We start from the raw sequence: 14,992 nt of genomic DNA, 5'->3' as shown, positions 1-14,992 counted from the left end.
AAGTTAATAGATTTTTGTATATTTTAAAGAATATATAAGAAACTTAAACTATATGGATTCAATTTTTGCTTATGTAAAGTATGAAGGGGAATCAGTTGAGGATGGCTATCTAGATGCAAGAAAAGCAGGTGAGGCATTAATTGGTATTGAAGTAGCTCTAAGATACTTCATTAATCATGAAAATCCAGAGTTACAGAAAATAGAATACGAAACCCTGTTAGAGTTCGCAAAGGAAGCTGGGAAGCCATCTTTCAGGAAAATTTTGACAAACTTATAATTAATGCAGGATTACGTTGGGCAGCTAAACAATATGTTGGGCCTGCTCTTAACAAAATGGCTAAAAACAATTTTAAGGATGTTGGATTTAAGAATATATTCAAAAATGCATTTAAGGCCATGACTTGGGTTATAAAATTGGCAACCCATCTTGGTACATTAAAAAAGAAGCGTTTTGATAATGTAGTCTTTTCAGATCATAACAAACTTGTAGGAGTAAGAAACCCAGATGGCAAATTATTATGGATTCCTGTTGAATACTTAGAGCAATTCGCAAATTGTCCTGATTCATTTTTCAATAATTTAGCTAAAGTTATCGACAATGAAAGGGTGCTTGTTGTTGGCTACGCTGAAAATAACACGGATAATAAAAAAGTTGAGGCTAGAGTTAACTTAAAAAATAAATTAATTTTCTTGCAAGAAGAAAATTCTGAAGAAGACCTATTTCCAGAATTAAAACATAATGACTTTGTAGAATTATATGGATACATCACCAGGGGTAATGAAAAAGCCAATAACCTTGGTTTTTTATATAATGGACACATTATTACTTGCTATCCAAATGAAGGTTATATTAAAAATTACAGACAAGCCCTCTTCAATAACTGCCTAATTAGGGGATTTGTAGAGAGAATTGATATAAATGGACATGCGCAAAAAAGACCATCGATTAAATTTAGTAATATCTCAATAAATGATCCAGGAGGAAACCAACTGAGATTATTCTAGAAGCCTACTCCCCGCTGGCGCGAGTTCGTAGTTCGTGCCTTTTCTATCCATAAAGCCAAACCTGCAGCACGAGTTATAAGCCACTAGTGATACACACTAAGGCATGCAATTAATTTTAACCTTTGCGCGGTGATAAGAAGGGCAGTCATTTACCCGCGGGAAGAAGACTTACCTAATCAGTATTCATTATACCTACGAGACCAATAAACCCTCTTTATCACTATCTTGCAAGGAAACTTTCAGCACCTATACCCAACCAAAACCTTGCGCTACTTCTTTCATATCGGCTATAGCGGTACACACTATAAAGGTTGGCAGCGACACCCCTCTGGTGTAGGCGTGCAGCAGGTGATAGAGGAATGTCTGAAGAAGATTCTGAAGCAGCCCGTAGCGATTGTGGGTTGTGGCAGAACGGATGCCGGGGTACATGCGAGCCAGTTCTTTTTTCACCTGGATGTAGCGCAGCCCTGGGAGTTTGACATGCTTTTCCGTCTGAACAAAGTGTTACCGCCCGCTATCGCCGTGTTCGATATCCTACCGGTAGAGGGCTTGCCCCACGCCCGCTTCGATGCCAGCAAAAGAAGCTACGACTACTTTATCCATACCTACAAAGATCCGTTTCTGCACGATGTAAGCGCCCTGTACCCGGTCCGGAACCTGAACCTGGATGCCATGCAAGCGGCTACTGCCCTGCTCCCCCTTTACACCGATTACCGAAACCTGTGCCTGACGCCGGCAGAGCATGACAGCACCATCTGCCATGTAACAGCAGCCTGCTGGTTGATGGACCAGCAGGGTGACAGGCTGCGTTTTCAGATATCGGCAAACAGGTTTCTAAGCCGCATGATCCGCATTATTGTGGGCAAGCTACTGCAGATCGGAACCAACGCACTCAGCATGCCCGAGTTCGAAAGTTACCTGGCGCTTGAGAAAGCACCCAAGCACCTTTCACCAGCCTATCCGCAGGGGCTATACCTGTCCAAAGTGACCTACCCTTTCCTGGACATCGCGCCCCGTCCTGCCTTCTCTCCTGCCACAGATGCCGGCTGGCAGGCACCCTGAGATGAGCATTAAACTAAAAAAACGGAGTTTTCAGGTGATGCACCAGCCCCGCTTTTAGGTATGTTCTTAAAAATGATTTTTTTTCTGCCGCCTACAGACCTTAGGCCTCCTGTTTCTGGGCAGCCAGTAAGGCATCAAGCCCTTCCATTGCTGCTGTCAGGCCTTCTTTAAAGCCCATCTGGATCGTGGTTTCGAGTTGTGCCAGGTCATCGAAAGTGATTTGGTTTTCTACCAAAGTCACCTCATCTTTGGGTGTAAAGCTTACCTCCCACTTCGATTGCGGCATTTCTGTGTTTACCACTCCTTCTGCATCGGCAAAACCATCGAGTGCGGCAAAGCGCTTTTTAGGATCAATGGTCTTGTAATTGGCCAAGGCCCAATGCTCTTCCCCTTCCGGTCCGACCATGGCATAGTGCCAGTGGCCGCCTTCTCTGAAATCCATCGTTTTGGTGCGGGATTTCCATGGTTTAGGCGCCCACCATTGGTCCAAAATCTCGCTTTTTGTGTACGCATCCCACACAAGCGGGAGCGCTGCGGCAAACTCTCTTTTAACAGTGATCGTTTTGTTTTCTTTGTTCACATTAAACTCAAATTTCAGGTCGTGTTTCATGGCTTATTGGTTTTTAGGTTTGATAATACGTTGTCAAGTTCGCTGAAACGGTCTTCCCAGATCTTCCGGAACTGTTCCAGCCATTTGTCGATTTCTTTCATTTTTGCAACTTCCAACTGATAGTAAATCTCGCGCCCCTGCTGCTCCTGTTTCACAAGCTGGCACTCTGTCAGAATCTGCAAGTGCTTTGAAACAGCTTGTCTGCTGGTGTCAAAATGTTCAGCAATAGCATTTGGCGTCATAGCCTGCAGGGCAATTAAACCAATAATGGCTCTTCGGGTGGGGTCTGCTATCGCCTGGAAAACGTCTCTTCTCATGTGTCAGTCTAAATATGCAACCGTTTGTTTGCTAATATACGTGCAACTAATCGGTTGCGTTATTTTTTTCAGATATTTTTTTATCTAACCTGCTGAAAAAGGGCCTGTTAAGTCAAAGTCGTTTCATACTAAGAAAGCACGCTAAAACCCTATTGTCACCCTGTAAAGAAACCTGGTTGAAATAGAAGGCCCCTACCCCCGGGAGGTTAAGCAGATGCTACTGACGGTGTAAGACCCGTCTTCACCAAGATCCTTTCAGGATGACAAAAAAGCAAAATGAAACGACCTTACCTTTTAAAGAGTGAATGTGATGCAGTCTTTGTGTCAGAACCCCTTTCAGTACACGAAGCCAGCTACCGGGCTAAACTCCATGAAATAACAACTGTGAGTACGTATAAGAAATTTACAGATGCTGTTCCAGCAATTTTCTGAAGTTGGCTCTGCTGCCTGAAAGGCCGATCACACTTTGGTAGTATGCCTCCTGCACCGGCACAAAAGTTCTGGCTTCATGGGCTTCGGTCCAGGCACGTTTTAGCTGCAAGATGGCTTCCGGATTTTTGTCGTGGGCCTGCAGCAGCACCTTCAACAGCTTTTTCTGCTGGCAGGCAGGCATAGTGGCTTTGCACACCACCGGCCCCTGCGGAATATTCTCCGACTGCCACAGCAGCGTGACATCCCCTTCTTTCAGTTTCCCGCTCGCCAGTAGTTTTTCGTATTCGCCGGTGCCAAGCGCGGCCACATCAGAAGTGCCGTCTATTACCTCCTGCAGCGCCAGGGCATGGCTGTTCAGGAAATCCACCTCCTTCAACTGCTTCTCCGGGTCCATAATGCCCAGCGAGCCCAGGTATAGCCTCGGAATCAGATTGCCTGAAGTCGAGTGCCTGCCGGCGAATACCAGCGAATATGCTTTTGGGTTATTCCGCAGGTCTTCCACAGAACGGATGCCGGAATTTTTACTGGCGATCAGACAGGAGGTATAGGTATGGGGGGCATCTGCCGGAACCTCTAAAGCCGCAAGGGACACAATAGCTGGTTCAGGGTCTGTTTGCAGTAACAGGTAACCAAAGGTATTCATGACTGCTACGTCGGCCTCTCCGTTTCGTATGCCAGCTACCAGCTCGCCTACCGTGGGATAGCTTTTGAGGTATAGCGTTGCCCCCAGGGCTTTGGCCATATCCCGGGCGATGGGCTGAATGTTGCCTAAGCGGTCGTTGTCGCCATAGGTATAGGTCGCCACGACTAACTGTTTCTTTTGCTTCGGATGAAAAGGGAATGCGCCTACGGCCGATGCAGTCAGCAGGTATAACAGGCAGATCAGGGAAAGGTATTTATTCATTTCAGGTATGGAACAGAGATTTAGGTATAACAGCAAAGATAAGCACTTAAACCATCGCTACTCCCCTATCCACAGCACATCTGCCTCCACATCATTTTCCCCGACAGTACGATCATCCGTCGGGCTGTCGAATACTACCAGCACCCGCTGGTCATCCAGTATGGCAAGCCCTTCGGCTTTGTCTTTCCCGGTGTTCTCGCCTGTGCCATGTGGCACCTCGCCCAGCCGCTCCAGCTCGTTGTTGTGCACCACCTGCTCACCCTGCTTGCTGAGTGCATTAGGCCAGCGGTAGATGGCAATCACGCCGTCCAGGTCCATGGTGGGACCGGCCAGCAGGTATATATCATCTCCGTGAATGCGCAGCTCACGTATACCTTTGCCCCGCAGGTTCAGAAAATGCTTCCGGTAGGGTTTCTCTTTTGTCAGCTGCTTCAGGTGCAAAATGCCGGCCTTACCCTCCTCCGGCTCCACTTCCAGCACCATCGCCCAGCCTCTCAGCACTGGTCCGCGCAGCCCGATAAAAATGCGGCTGCCATGCACGGCCAGTCCTTCTATATCAAAGCCGTTATCTTTACCAGGGATGCTCATGAAAGGTGCTATATGCGGGTCCTGCTCCATCAACTCGGTTAGCAGATTGCTGGCATTGTCGCCCCGCAACTGCCCCGCCCGCAGCATTTTCCCAGGCTGGTCCGGATCTTCCACTTCTTTGTACAAGGTATAGTCCCCTGTTTTCGGGTCCTGCAGCATCGGGATGCGCGCCAGGATGTAGCGGTTGGGGTCGCTTTTGATTTGAGCCAGTCGCTTGATCTGTTTGGCGATAGAATCATGCCGCTTTGGCTTCTTGCGCTTCAGGCTGTGGGAGCCGATCAGCCAGAGGTAGTGATCAGCCATACCCATTCCCTCGATGTCAATCTCGCTGAAATCCTTTGCCGGGAGGTCCAGGTAATCATGGATATCAAAAGATCGGTGGTCACCGAATGAGCCGTCGGGTAAACGGGTGAGGCGCTCCACGGTGGTGCGCTCGTCACAACTCAGCCATAAGTTATCGCCCAGGAGAAGGGCTGTAGAAAGGCCATCGCGCACATGTTTGCCTTTGGCATTCTGGCTCAGTTCCGGGGAAAAGGAAAGCTTTATTTTATCGCGCATGTAGTGGTTTCGGTTTAGGCCATACCTGTTAAGATGTACGCAGGTTCAGGTGTACAGACTGTGGCTATAAAACGAACCATGCAACAAATAGTATGTCCTCCGCCGGCGCGAGCGTCCTTGCCTTATCATGTCCCATAAGTTTTCTGTAACGCGAGTTGATAGCCCCGGCACCTGCTCGAGCAGATATTCCATCCTCTCCCAATGATTTTCTCTCCTGGCAACGGCTGCTTTTTGGAAGGCGTAAAGCCAGCCCGTGCAGCTATGGCGCCTAAGGCTCCTTTTACTGTCAGCGTCTTCTTGCCTGTCTGCTGCTCGAGTACTTGCAGCTGAAGCGGCTCAAAAACATGCGCTGCGCTGCCAGTTCCGGGGCCTGCGCTGCCAGTTTCTTGAGCCAAAGCAGCTGCCAGGCCACAAGGGAGAGCAGGGCAATGGCATTGGAAAGGCGCTGGAAACTGTCAACCTGCAGCCGCTCCACTTTCACGCCGCCCTTGAGCACCAGGTGCCACCGCTCCATGACCCAGCGCCTGTGGTAATTGACTCAGCGCCTGCGGTCATAGTCGAGCATGAGCAGGGCGGTGACTTCATCTTCCGCCTGGATGGTGTTCATGTTTGTGCTATACCTGCCGGTCGGCGTGCTGGTTTATCCGGTAGCGGCTCTGGTCATCTTTGCGCTGGCTGCGCTGGCCTGCCTGTTGGCGATCCGACCCGAAAACAAGCAGTATTTCACCCGGCCGTTGCAGGAGCTGCAGGCTTTTCTGGATGATTTCAAAAGCGAACGATAACAGTCACCTTTCTGCCACTTAGTCCGGAAATTATTACCTTAACCCCATGCACCCATCCGTTCACAAGGTAATCCAGTAAGTAATTCCGATAGTGATGGAGTTGAGGTAAATTAGGTATACTGTTCGCAAACTGATTCCTACCACCTTAAACCTTAACACTATGAAAATCTTTCTATTTATCTCATCCCTGTTACTCTTCTCCTTGCTGCTGTTCTCCATGCCATACTTGCCACATCAGCCTGGAGAAAGCATGAAACTGGCCGGCGCTGGCAGTGCACTGCAGACAGATCAGGAACAGCTCAAACTCGGGGAGCACCTGGTGATCACTTCCGGTTGCCATGATTGCCATACTCCCAAAAAAATGACCGACAAGGGCCCCGTGCTGGACTACGCACGCGCCTTATCCGGACATCCGGCCAATATGCCGCCCCCTGACGTGAACCGCAAGGAAATGGAACAGAAAGGCTTGATTGTAACCAATACACTGACTGCCTGGGTCGGGCCCTGGGGAATTTCGTATGCAGCCAATTTAACCTCTGATGCAACCGGCATTGGCAATTGGACGGAAAAACAGTTCTTTACGGCCATCCGGAAGGGCAAGTATAAGGGCCTGGAAAACAACCGAAACCTATTGCCCCCTATGCCCTGGGACATGTATATGAACATGACTGACAAAGAGTTGAGCGCCATTTTTGCCTACCTCAAATCTACCAAGCCGATCAATAACGTTGTTCCGGCTCCTGATCCTCCGGTAACTGCCACGCCCGGCAAGTAGTGTTCTACTTTGTTTTGATCCATCAATCAGCAATATCCGCTTGCCAGATCAGGCTAATACCGGTTAGTGTGCGCTTGCAGCACGTACTTTCAGCCCGGGTAGCATCACGAACAGCTAGCCCGCAATAGCAGTAGATTTCGTTCTGATGAATCAAACTATTCTTCCTGATAAACATCATAACCTCCGCCTTGTTTAAAGAGTAAACAGTTAGAAAAAAAGCGTTTACACTGCATGAACCCACAGCATTCACCTGAAGAAATCAACTCTTATTTTATTGAGCAGGTTAAAGATTACGCCATATTCGCGATGGATACCGAGGGTATCATCACCACCTGGAACCAGGGAGTAGAGCAACTGAAGGGATACAAAGAAGATGAATTTATTGGTGAATTTTATGGCATGCTGTTTCCGGATGAATACCAGCAGGCAGGCAAACCCCTGACAGAACTGAAATCTGCCCTGGAGGAAGGCGTGTATGAAGCGCAGGACTGGCGCAAGCGAAAAGACGGTTCGCTGTTCTGGGCCAATATCAAACTTACCCCCATTTATTCAGACGGCAAACACATTGGTTTCACAAAGATAACGGGCGACAGAACCGAGCAGAAAGAGCTGCGGGATAAGCTGGCTGCCCGCCAGCAAAGCGCACTCGAGCACAAGAATACCGAACTGGAGCGCATCAACCTCGACCTGGATACCTTCATTTACACAGCCTCCCACGATCTCCGGTCTCCGATCATGAACATAGAAGGGCTGATGGTTATCCTGAAAAAGGAATTGCAGACTTCTGATGCCCTGAACAGCACCACCGAAGAGATTTTGCAGCATGTAGTGGATTCTGTTGGTCGGTTTAAACGGACCATAGCAGACCTGACCGAGATCAGCAGGATGCAGAAAGGTTTCAGCGAAAGTGCTTCGAATGAGGTGATCAATATCAAGGAAGTGTACGATGAGATCATGGCCGACCTGAACAAACCAGCCAATCTGAAGGACTGCTTCATCCATACCGACCTGCAGGTATATCAGCTGATGTTCTCACGGAAAAACTTCAGGAGTATTTTGTACAACCTGATCAGCAATGCCATCAAGTTTCAGTCGCCGGACCGTGATTGCCTTATCACGCTAAGCACACGCCTGGAAGAACCCTGGGTGTTATTATGCCTAAAAGACAATGGCCTGGGTATAAACGCTCGCCAGCAGCCACAGATGTTCACGATGTTCAAGCGATTTCATGACCATGTGGAAGGTACCGGCATCGGGCTATACATGGTGAAACGCATCCTGGAGAACGCCGGCGGCAAAATAGAAGTAACAAGCGAGGAAGATGCCGGTACAGAATTCAGGCTTTATTTTCCGGCAGCCGTTTAAGATTTTCTTCGGATTTGTGGTGATCTAATAAGCCAGCAGGCGGCCGCAGGTAATCACCATCACCCACACTACGATAGAGCACACCGCCACAGTTTTTGCGGCGGCGGGTGTGTTGCTATACCGCCAATCGGGTAATGAAGAAGCGATAAAACGATGAAAAAACCCGGCATTTAAACCGCCCACTACCAGCAGAATTAGCTTAAGGTGAAAGACAGTGTCGCTTGCCAGTGCTACCGCATTCGTACAGAACAGCAGCAAACCCGAAGGCACGATCAGGTATAGCCCCCTTCTGGACCAGGGCAACAAATGGCGGGCCAGGTCCGGGACGGGCAGGTTTTTAGAAAAACCCAGCAGGCGCAGATCGAAGAGGAAGGCAGCGCCCACCAACAACACGATGCCCAGGATGTGCACAATCTCCAGAAATGGGTATAGCCACGTAGAAGCCCGGATGGCACCAGCCGGTGCGGAGTCCTCCAGTCCTTGCAGCAGCCCTGCCAACGCACCAGTCACTGCTAGCGTAGTTCTATCTTTTTATCTCCCACATAGATCCGCTCTGCACGCATCTCATCTTCCACTTCTTTATGCGGATACCCCACAACACGCACCGAGTCTCCCGGCTGAATCATGTCTTTTGTCAGGCCCCGGGAGTTCATTCTGCTGGGCGGTGCCAGTACGACCGTCCAGGTCTTGCCCTCGTGCTCTAACTGTAGCATGCCATGCGGATTCTCGTAGGTCAGTTCTTCTACCAGGCCGGTGTAGTCCAGCCTTTTGGTTTGGTCGTAGTTAGCCCATCCATGGTGCAAAACGGTAATAGCGGCAGAGAAAGGCAGAAAAATAATCAGAAGTATTTTGGCAGCTAAGATCATAGGTATAAGCAAGTTAGTATTACACTTATGTTAAAACGAGGGAAAATGGAAAAGGTGCAGGTGTAGAACACTCTTTGTAACACCGGCTACTCTGCTCTGAAGAAGGCCAGAAGATTATGGTTATACCTGCCGCTTTGCAGGGTTCCGGTTGGGTTGCCGGATGCAGCTGCTATTTAGCCTAAAGGCTTCACAAGCCATTGTACAACTTTTGACTCTGCCTTCACCACGCTTGCTTTTCTTTTGCTATCATGTTTTTATACAACACCTGCAACAATCTCATCCAGCTATATCAATAACAACCTGTGTTTTAACATCAGTATCCTATTTTTATATCTTACTATAAGCATATCCAAATATTAAAATTTACGTATTGTTTCCCTATAGCAAAATTCACTTGCAACTACCTTAAAACTAACTTTCACCTCAAACTGTCTTATGAAAAAAATTTACATTGCCTGTACATTGCTCGCGGCGCTGCTGGCCGGGCAGGTAGCACCACTGCGGGCGCAGGAGCTGACCGCGCCTCAACTCACCTCCGCTACCCCGCCTACAGGCTCCCAGAGTCTGGAAAAGCCTTATCACGACGATAAGATCTTTGTGAAATTCCGCTCCGAAACGACCGGTGCTGCCCTTGCCTTCAACGATAAGAAGGCCCGCGGACAGAAGTTGAAGCAGGACAAGCTCAGTAAGGCGCTGCTCAAAGCGGATGCCCGTATGATGCGGCAGGCTGCCGGCAAGGCTATGGGCCGCAACGTGGACCGTATCTTCCAGGTAGAGCTCGACGGCTCCAAAGGAACAGTAGACCAGCTGCTCACGGAGCTGAACGCCATGCAGGAAGTAGAGTATGCCGAGCGCGTGCCGATCTACTACATCCACACCTCACCCAACGATCCGTTGCTGACAAACAATCAGTATTCCCTTCATATCACCAAGGCGATTCAGGCTTTCTCCTCCTTCAACAACCCGGACAGCAAGCCTGTCAAGCTCGCCATTGTGGACGATGCCGTGCTGATCAGCCACAGCGACCTGAAGGCAAACATCTGGACCAATCCGGGTGAAACAGGACTTGATGCCAATGGTAACGACAAGGCTACCAACGGCATCGATGATGATGGCAACGGTTACATCGATGACGTGAACGGCTGGGATGCGGCCGACAAGGACAATAACCCGAGCCCACCGTTGGTGCCTTCTGCCAATGGCAACCTTGCCAGCCCGACGGTATTCTCACATGGCACGCACTGCGCAGGTATAGCGGGTGCGGTTACCGGCAATGGCGTTGGCGTAGCCGCTGTCAGTAACAACAAGGTGCAGATCGTACCTGTGAAGTCTACCCTCGACAATACAACTAGCACTACCGCCATCAATGCTTCTTTCGACGGCCTGGCCTATGCCGTGCGTGGTGCCAAGGCGGATGTGGTTTCCATGTCCTTCGGAGGCGGTGGTTATTCCCAGGCTTTTCAGGATCTGATCAACGAAGGCGCTGCAATGGGGATGATCTTCATCGCCTCTGCCGGCAACAATGGTAACGACGTTGAGCAGTACCCGGCTAATTACCAGAACGTGATCTCGGTTGCCAACTCGGATGCTGCTGATAAAAAAAGCAGCTCCTCCACTTACGGCAAATGGGTAACTATTACTGCACCAGGCAACGCTATTGTGAGCACCGTGCCTGGAACAGCACCAAATATTGCTGCTGGTGCTTATGGGGCTAAGTCTGGCACCTCCATGTCTACGCCAATGGTAGCCGGTCTGGTAGGAATGATGAAATCTCAGAACCCATCACTTACCCCGGAGCGGGTGAAGCAGATTCTCACTTCTACTGCCGATAACATCGATCTGGTAAACCCAGGCTACGAGGGGCAGTTGGGTGCCGGACGCATAAACGCTTATGAGGCTATACGTGCTGCAGGCGGCACCAGCCTGCAAGCAGCAGCTGCCTTTATCCTGAGCAAGTCTGAGATCGTTATAGGCGAGAAAGTGACCTTCGTGAACCGCTCGATTGGAGAAAGCAGCTTCGCCTGGACTTTTGAAAATGCCGACAAAGCCACTTCCACTGAAATAAATCCGACCGTTGCCTTCACACAAGCAGGTACGCATACCGTTACCCTCACGGTGAACGGCAGCGCCACCAAAACCATGCAGGTGAACGTTACCGGCTTTTCCCAAACTGACATCCTGGGCTTGCCGCTAGCCGGTCCTGTGGGGGCATCTGGGGTGAACGGGCATAGCACCAACAACATCCCGGCTTTTGCCAACTTCTACAAGTACAGCGACAGCCACCAGATCGCTGGTGTGAACATCTCCTTCCGACTGGCAACCGCTGGATCCCCGAACGGTCATATCCGGGTAAAGGTATGGGAAGCAGACAAAGGTCTTCCGGGCCGCGTACTGCACAGCCAAATTGTTAAAATCACTGACCTTGTAGCCAATGGCTTACCAGGTACCCTCAGCCCGAACTACATCTACTTCGACAAACCGGTGCAGATCCCGGCCGACAAGAGCTTTTACATCGGTTTTGAAATTGACTACGGTACTGGCGATAACATCTCCATTCACCACTACACCTCTGCTGCCAGTGGTTCGAATGCGGCAATGTATTTTAGCAACAGGTGGCAAATAGCCGGACAAATCGGTGCCGCCTGGACGCTGGCCATCTTCCCGGTTGTGGCTGAAAAATCCCTGTTCCCAAGCGGCACCATGTCGGCAAAAGCCGAGGTTTGCATGGGCAGCCCGCGGGCATTCAGCGCATCAGGTATAGCCAACGCAGATGCTTACAGCTGGAATTTCGGCAATGGCAGCACTTCTACTGAGGCCACAGCTTCTGCCACTTACACCTCAGCAGGTGTTTACCAAGCCAGCCTGGCAGCACGCCGCAACATCACGATCACTGAGGGCAGTGTAAATTATCCGGTGCAGCTCCGCAACACTTTCCTGCAGCAGGTGAGTGTAGCTGATTGCAGCAAAGCGCCTGTAGCCGCTTTCGAGGTGTCTGCTCAGACAGCCAATGCAGGTATGCCTGTACGGTTTGTGAACAAAGCCGAGAATGCTACCAGCTACGAATGGCTGATCGTGCAGGGGGGGCAGCGCATCACCTCCACAGAAATCAACCCGGAGATCACCTTCACGCAGAAAGGGAAATACGATGTGACCCTGATCGCCAAAAATCCGAATGGTGTAAAGGCGGAAGCCTACAAGAAACAGTATGTTGAGATCCTGAATGCTGGCCAGGACTGCAACACCGTCGACTTGCCGTTTCCTCGCCTGACAGCCTACGGTACAGCAGCAGGTGGCGCTTTCTCAGGCCACAACGGCTATGGTATAGCAGACTATGCCAAACTGTTTGAACTGAGCGCAGGCCAGGCACTGACCAAGGCTACTCTGAATGTATATGCAGCAGTTGCCCCGAATCCGGCTAATTCCACAATTCTGGTGAAGGTATGGGACGCGACTGGCCCGGACGGCAGACCAGGTCAGGTGATCAGCTCGACAACCGTAAAGTATAGCAGCCTGATCCAGGCCGTAAATACAAACAGCGGTAACATCGACGTGGTGCTGGACCAGCCTGTATTGGCACCTGCCAATGGCAAGGTATATGTGGGCTTCTCAATTAACTACGCTCCACAAGAAACCTTCTACCTGTCCACCAGCACGGCTGGCGCGAACATGGGTACCCGCTCCATGGCTAATTACTCTGGCACCTGGCTCAACATGGTAGAACTGGTGTCGCTGTATTCAGATCTGGCCATTGCCATCCACACTATTGATAATGCAGACAAACTGCCTGTTGCAGCCTTTTCAGCTTCTGCCACCAAAGTTAATGTAGGTGAAGCTATCCAGCTGAACGCGGGTCAGAGCAAGAAAGCGCTTATCTATAACTGGAATGTGAGCGGAGGTGCCATCAGCTTTGCTCCGACCAAGGGGCAGCGTGCCGCTCATGACATGACCAACGCAACTGTTACCTTCGGCAAGCCGGGCATCTATACCATCACCCTGACTGTGCTAGGCGACTGCGATGCCAAGGTTTCGACCAAGAGCATACAGGTAGAAGTGACCGATAATGCACTGGCGGCACAAAGCGAGTCTGCCATCATGGGCGCTTCGAGCGACATGGTATACCCGAACCCGACCAACGGCGATTTCAACCTGGTAGTGAATGGTGCGGCGCATGAGCAGTTCCAGATCAGCGTGTGGGATGTAAACGGCAAACTGGTGCAGCAGCGCAACCTGACTCTGGAAAGTGCTACACAGACCCAACAGCTGAACCTCGAAGACCAACCAAAGGGGCTATACCTGATCCAAGTGACGAACGGCAGCAAGGTGCAGACGCACAAGCTGGTGAAAGAATAAAGCTACTTTTTAACCTACAAAAAAGCCTGGCTCTACGCTGGGCTTTTTTGTAGGTACTAGTTTCATCCGAGCCTGACAGGCATGGCAGCAGCTCTACACAGGTAGAGGCCTTCAGTAGCTAAAGCACAAAAGGTTACCAATGTTACCAGTTTTTGGCTATAATACTGGTCGATGGGCTTACAGGTAATGCGCGCAGTTCGTACTTCTTATGATGGGAAATACGTATAGGGCTTAGCCGCTTTACAGGTGCCTGCGGCTGGCTGACAGAAGTTTAGAGAAGGATAAAAGGCATGGCAACAGAAATAATGTACGACCATAACAGTATCCTGATCGTGGCGGTGTTGTTTGTGCTGATACTGGTCGCCCAAGAGATTGGCTACCGGATCGGACATCGCTACCAGCGCAAAACTGATAAAGACGTTAAAACGCAAACCAATACCATACAGGCTGGCACCCTGGGCTTGCTGGCACTGATACTTGGGTTCACCTTCAACATGGGCCTGCATCGCTACGACAGCCGCAGTGAGGCGGTCATAAACGAAGCCAATGCCATCGGCACCGCCCTGGTGCGGACACATTTGCTCCCGACCCCCTACGACTCGCTATCGCAAGCGCTGTTGCAACAATACATTGACCTGCGGCTGGCAGTCAGCAACACGGATTATGCCATGGTAACGGAGCAGGAGGCACTCGCCAAAGAAACCAAAGACCTGCAGCGCAATATCTGGGAGCACGCTGTCAAGGCAGCCCGTATCGATCCGCGCACGGTAACCACAGGCTTCTTCATTAATTCGCTCAACAACATGATTGAATCCCACGGCATCCGGAATGCGCTATTGGCCGCGCATATACCTGAGGTGATTCTGTTTCTGCTCTTTATTGTATTCATCATGTCAGGTGCCTTGATCGGGTATGGCAGTGGACTGGGTAACCAACGTGCCATCCTGCCATCAGCGCTGATGAGTTTTCTGATCTGCCTGGTGGTGTTCATTATCATCGACCTCGACCGGCCAAAGCGTGGGATCATCAAAATAGATCAGCGCAGTATGGAGCAACTCAAATCCGCCGAAGTATCTGAGTAAGTATTCATTTGTAGTACTTTTGTTTGTGATACCCCCACTGATCCGACGCAGGGACTCCTTTGGGAAATATACCCGAATAAGACGTTGACAATGGATTAAAATACGTATCTTAGAGTATGTTAAAAAATACATTCCCTATCCGATCTGAAGTGTTCACAAAAGTGAATCCGGATCTAAAATTAATCATCAGACTATACCTGAAGCACATCTACTACTGCATCGTCAATGGTAACCTTTCTCAAAAGGACATGGTGTACTTCGGGCGCGAACTGATGCCGGTACGAGTTAAATAAAAA

At 50.0% G+C, this 14,992-nt stretch carries 16 protein-coding genes; 9 read left to right on the top strand and 7 right to left on the bottom strand.

Annotated features, from left to right (window positions below; translation table 11 throughout):
• Window positions 1–52 precede the first annotated feature (52 nt).
• The 3 genes from K3G39_RS13485 (at window position 53) to K3G39_RS13475 (ending at window position 2,067) form a co-directional block, all read left to right on the top strand.
• Window positions 53–277: a hypothetical protein gene (locus K3G39_RS13485; RefSeq protein ID WP_220626692.1), complete on the top strand. Its 225-nt coding sequence runs from the start codon at window positions 53–55 to the stop codon at window positions 275–277.
• A 56-nt stretch (window positions 278–333) separates the two neighbouring features.
• Entirely contained in the window at window positions 334–1,005 is a 672-nt protein-coding gene (locus K3G39_RS13480; protein WP_220626691.1) for a hypothetical protein, read from the top strand.
• Between the two features lie 225 nt (window positions 1,006–1,230).
• The gene (locus K3G39_RS13475) at window positions 1,231–2,067 is read left to right on the top strand and encodes a tRNA pseudouridine(38-40) synthase TruA (protein WP_255594324.1); all 837 of its coding nucleotides are present in this window, start codon (window positions 1,231–1,233) and stop codon (window positions 2,065–2,067) included.
• A gap of 100 nt (window positions 2,068–2,167) precedes the next feature.
• Here K3G39_RS13475 and K3G39_RS13470 read toward each other — a convergent pair whose 3' ends face one another.
• The 5 genes from K3G39_RS13470 to K3G39_RS13450 form a co-directional block, all read right to left on the bottom strand.
• Complete coding sequence (locus tag K3G39_RS13470) at window positions 2,168–2,677, bottom strand: SRPBCC domain-containing protein (protein ID WP_220626690.1); 510 nt, start codon at window positions 2,675–2,677, stop codon at window positions 2,168–2,170.
• Window positions 2,674–2,994 carry a helix-turn-helix transcriptional regulator gene (locus K3G39_RS13465; RefSeq protein ID WP_220626689.1) on the bottom strand — a complete coding sequence of 107 codons (321 nt, stop codon included), beginning with the start codon at window positions 2,992–2,994 and terminating at the stop codon, window positions 2,674–2,676. The genes K3G39_RS13470 and K3G39_RS13465 overlap by 4 nt, the downstream gene beginning before the upstream one ends.
• Window positions 2,995–3,397: 403 nt before the next feature.
• Entirely contained in the window at window positions 3,398–4,330 is a 933-nt protein-coding gene (locus K3G39_RS13460) for a phosphate/phosphite/phosphonate ABC transporter substrate-binding protein (RefSeq protein WP_220626688.1), read from the bottom strand.
• Window positions 4,331–4,387: 57 nt separating this feature from the next.
• Window positions 4,388–5,476 (bottom strand): DUF3616 domain-containing protein, encoded by a 1,089-nt coding sequence (locus K3G39_RS13455; protein ID WP_220626687.1) that lies wholly within the window; start codon window positions 5,474–5,476, stop codon window positions 4,388–4,390.
• Between the two features lie 286 nt (window positions 5,477–5,762).
• Window positions 5,763–5,990 carry a hypothetical protein gene (locus K3G39_RS13450; protein WP_220626686.1) on the bottom strand — a complete coding sequence of 76 codons (228 nt, stop codon included), beginning with the start codon at window positions 5,988–5,990 and terminating at the stop codon, window positions 5,763–5,765.
• A gap of 61 nt (window positions 5,991–6,051) precedes the next feature.
• Between K3G39_RS13450 and K3G39_RS13445 the strand changes: the two genes are divergently transcribed.
• The 3 genes from K3G39_RS13445 (at window position 6,052) to K3G39_RS13435 (ending at window position 8,398) form a co-directional block, all read left to right on the top strand.
• Window positions 6,052–6,258, top strand: a complete 207-nt coding sequence (locus K3G39_RS13445) for a hypothetical protein (protein ID WP_220626685.1) — start codon at window positions 6,052–6,054, stop codon at window positions 6,256–6,258.
• A gap of 160 nt (window positions 6,259–6,418) precedes the next feature.
• Window positions 6,419–7,033: a c-type cytochrome gene (locus tag K3G39_RS13440; protein ID WP_220626684.1), complete on the top strand. Its 615-nt coding sequence runs from the start codon at window positions 6,419–6,421 to the stop codon at window positions 7,031–7,033.
• Window positions 7,034–7,264: 231 nt separating this feature from the next.
• Entirely contained in the window at window positions 7,265–8,398 is a 1,134-nt protein-coding gene (locus K3G39_RS13435) for an ATP-binding protein (RefSeq protein ID WP_220626683.1), read from the top strand.
• A 24-nt stretch (window positions 8,399–8,422) separates the two neighbouring features.
• Here the strand turns inward: K3G39_RS13435 and K3G39_RS13430 are convergent, their stop codons facing one another.
• Window positions 8,423–8,908, bottom strand: a complete 486-nt coding sequence (locus tag K3G39_RS13430) for a DUF6644 family protein (RefSeq protein WP_370627263.1) — start codon at window positions 8,906–8,908, stop codon at window positions 8,423–8,425.
• Window positions 8,909–8,910: 2 nt separating this feature from the next.
• The gene (locus K3G39_RS13425) at window positions 8,911–9,264 is read right to left on the bottom strand and encodes a DUF6152 family protein (RefSeq protein WP_220626682.1); all 354 of its coding nucleotides are present in this window, start codon (window positions 9,262–9,264) and stop codon (window positions 8,911–8,913) included.
• A 435-nt stretch (window positions 9,265–9,699) separates the two neighbouring features.
• Here K3G39_RS13425 and K3G39_RS13420 point away from each other — a divergent pair, with 435 nt between their 5' ends.
• The 3 genes from K3G39_RS13420 (at window position 9,700) to K3G39_RS13410 (ending at window position 14,989) form a co-directional block, all read left to right on the top strand.
• Window positions 9,700–13,614 (top strand): S8 family serine peptidase, encoded by a 3,915-nt coding sequence (locus K3G39_RS13420; protein ID WP_220626681.1) that lies wholly within the window; start codon window positions 9,700–9,702, stop codon window positions 13,612–13,614.
• A 290-nt stretch (window positions 13,615–13,904) separates the two neighbouring features.
• Entirely contained in the window at window positions 13,905–14,696 is a 792-nt protein-coding gene (locus tag K3G39_RS13415) for a hypothetical protein (protein ID WP_255594322.1), read from the top strand.
• Between the two features lie 116 nt (window positions 14,697–14,812).
• Window positions 14,813–14,989: a hypothetical protein gene (locus tag K3G39_RS13410; RefSeq protein ID WP_220626680.1), complete on the top strand. Its 177-nt coding sequence runs from the start codon at window positions 14,813–14,815 to the stop codon at window positions 14,987–14,989.
• Window positions 14,990–14,992 lie beyond the last annotated feature (3 nt).

It is taken from the genome of Pontibacter sp. HSC-14F20, from assembly GCF_019599265.1.
GTDB lineage: Bacteria > Bacteroidota > Bacteroidia > Cytophagales > Hymenobacteraceae > Pontibacter.
Note: the sequence above shows the minus strand (reverse complement) of the source record. Positions and strands in the feature narration are given on the sequence as shown.

What these genes read in the sequence shown, in the direction of transcription:
- K3G39_RS13485 (WP_220626692.1), top strand. Translation starts at nt 53, where the DNA reads ATGGATTCAATTTTTGCTTATGTAAAGTATGAAGGGGAATCAGTTGAG.
- K3G39_RS13480 (WP_220626691.1), top strand. Translation starts at nt 334, where the DNA reads ATGGCTAAAAACAATTTTAAGGATGTTGGATTTAAGAATATATTCAAA.
- K3G39_RS13470 (WP_220626690.1), bottom strand. Translation starts at nt 2,677, where the DNA reads ATGAAACACGACCTGAAATTTGAGTTTAATGTGAACAAAGAAAACAAA.
- K3G39_RS13465 (WP_220626689.1), bottom strand. Translation starts at nt 2,994, where the DNA reads ATGAGAAGAGACGTTTTCCAGGCGATAGCAGACCCCACCCGAAGAGCC.
- K3G39_RS13460 (WP_220626688.1), bottom strand. Translation starts at nt 4,330, where the DNA reads ATGAATAAATACCTTTCCCTGATCTGCCTGTTATACCTGCTGACTGCA.
- K3G39_RS13455 (WP_220626687.1), bottom strand. Translation starts at nt 5,476, where the DNA reads ATGCGCGATAAAATAAAGCTTTCCTTTTCCCCGGAACTGAGCCAGAAT.
- K3G39_RS13450 (WP_220626686.1), bottom strand. Translation starts at nt 5,990, where the DNA reads ATGGAGCGGTGGCACCTGGTGCTCAAGGGCGGCGTGAAAGTGGAGCGG.
- K3G39_RS13440 (WP_220626684.1), top strand. Translation starts at nt 6,419, where the DNA reads ATGAAAATCTTTCTATTTATCTCATCCCTGTTACTCTTCTCCTTGCTG.
- K3G39_RS13435 (WP_220626683.1), top strand. Translation starts at nt 7,265, where the DNA reads ATGAACCCACAGCATTCACCTGAAGAAATCAACTCTTATTTTATTGAG.
- K3G39_RS13425 (WP_220626682.1), bottom strand. Translation starts at nt 9,264, where the DNA reads ATGATCTTAGCTGCCAAAATACTTCTGATTATTTTTCTGCCTTTCTCT.
- K3G39_RS13420 (WP_220626681.1), top strand. Translation starts at nt 9,700, where the DNA reads ATGAAAAAAATTTACATTGCCTGTACATTGCTCGCGGCGCTGCTGGCC.
- K3G39_RS13415 (WP_255594322.1), top strand. Translation starts at nt 13,905, where the DNA reads ATGGCAACAGAAATAATGTACGACCATAACAGTATCCTGATCGTGGCG.
- K3G39_RS13410 (WP_220626680.1), top strand. Translation starts at nt 14,813, where the DNA reads ATGTTAAAAAATACATTCCCTATCCGATCTGAAGTGTTCACAAAAGTG.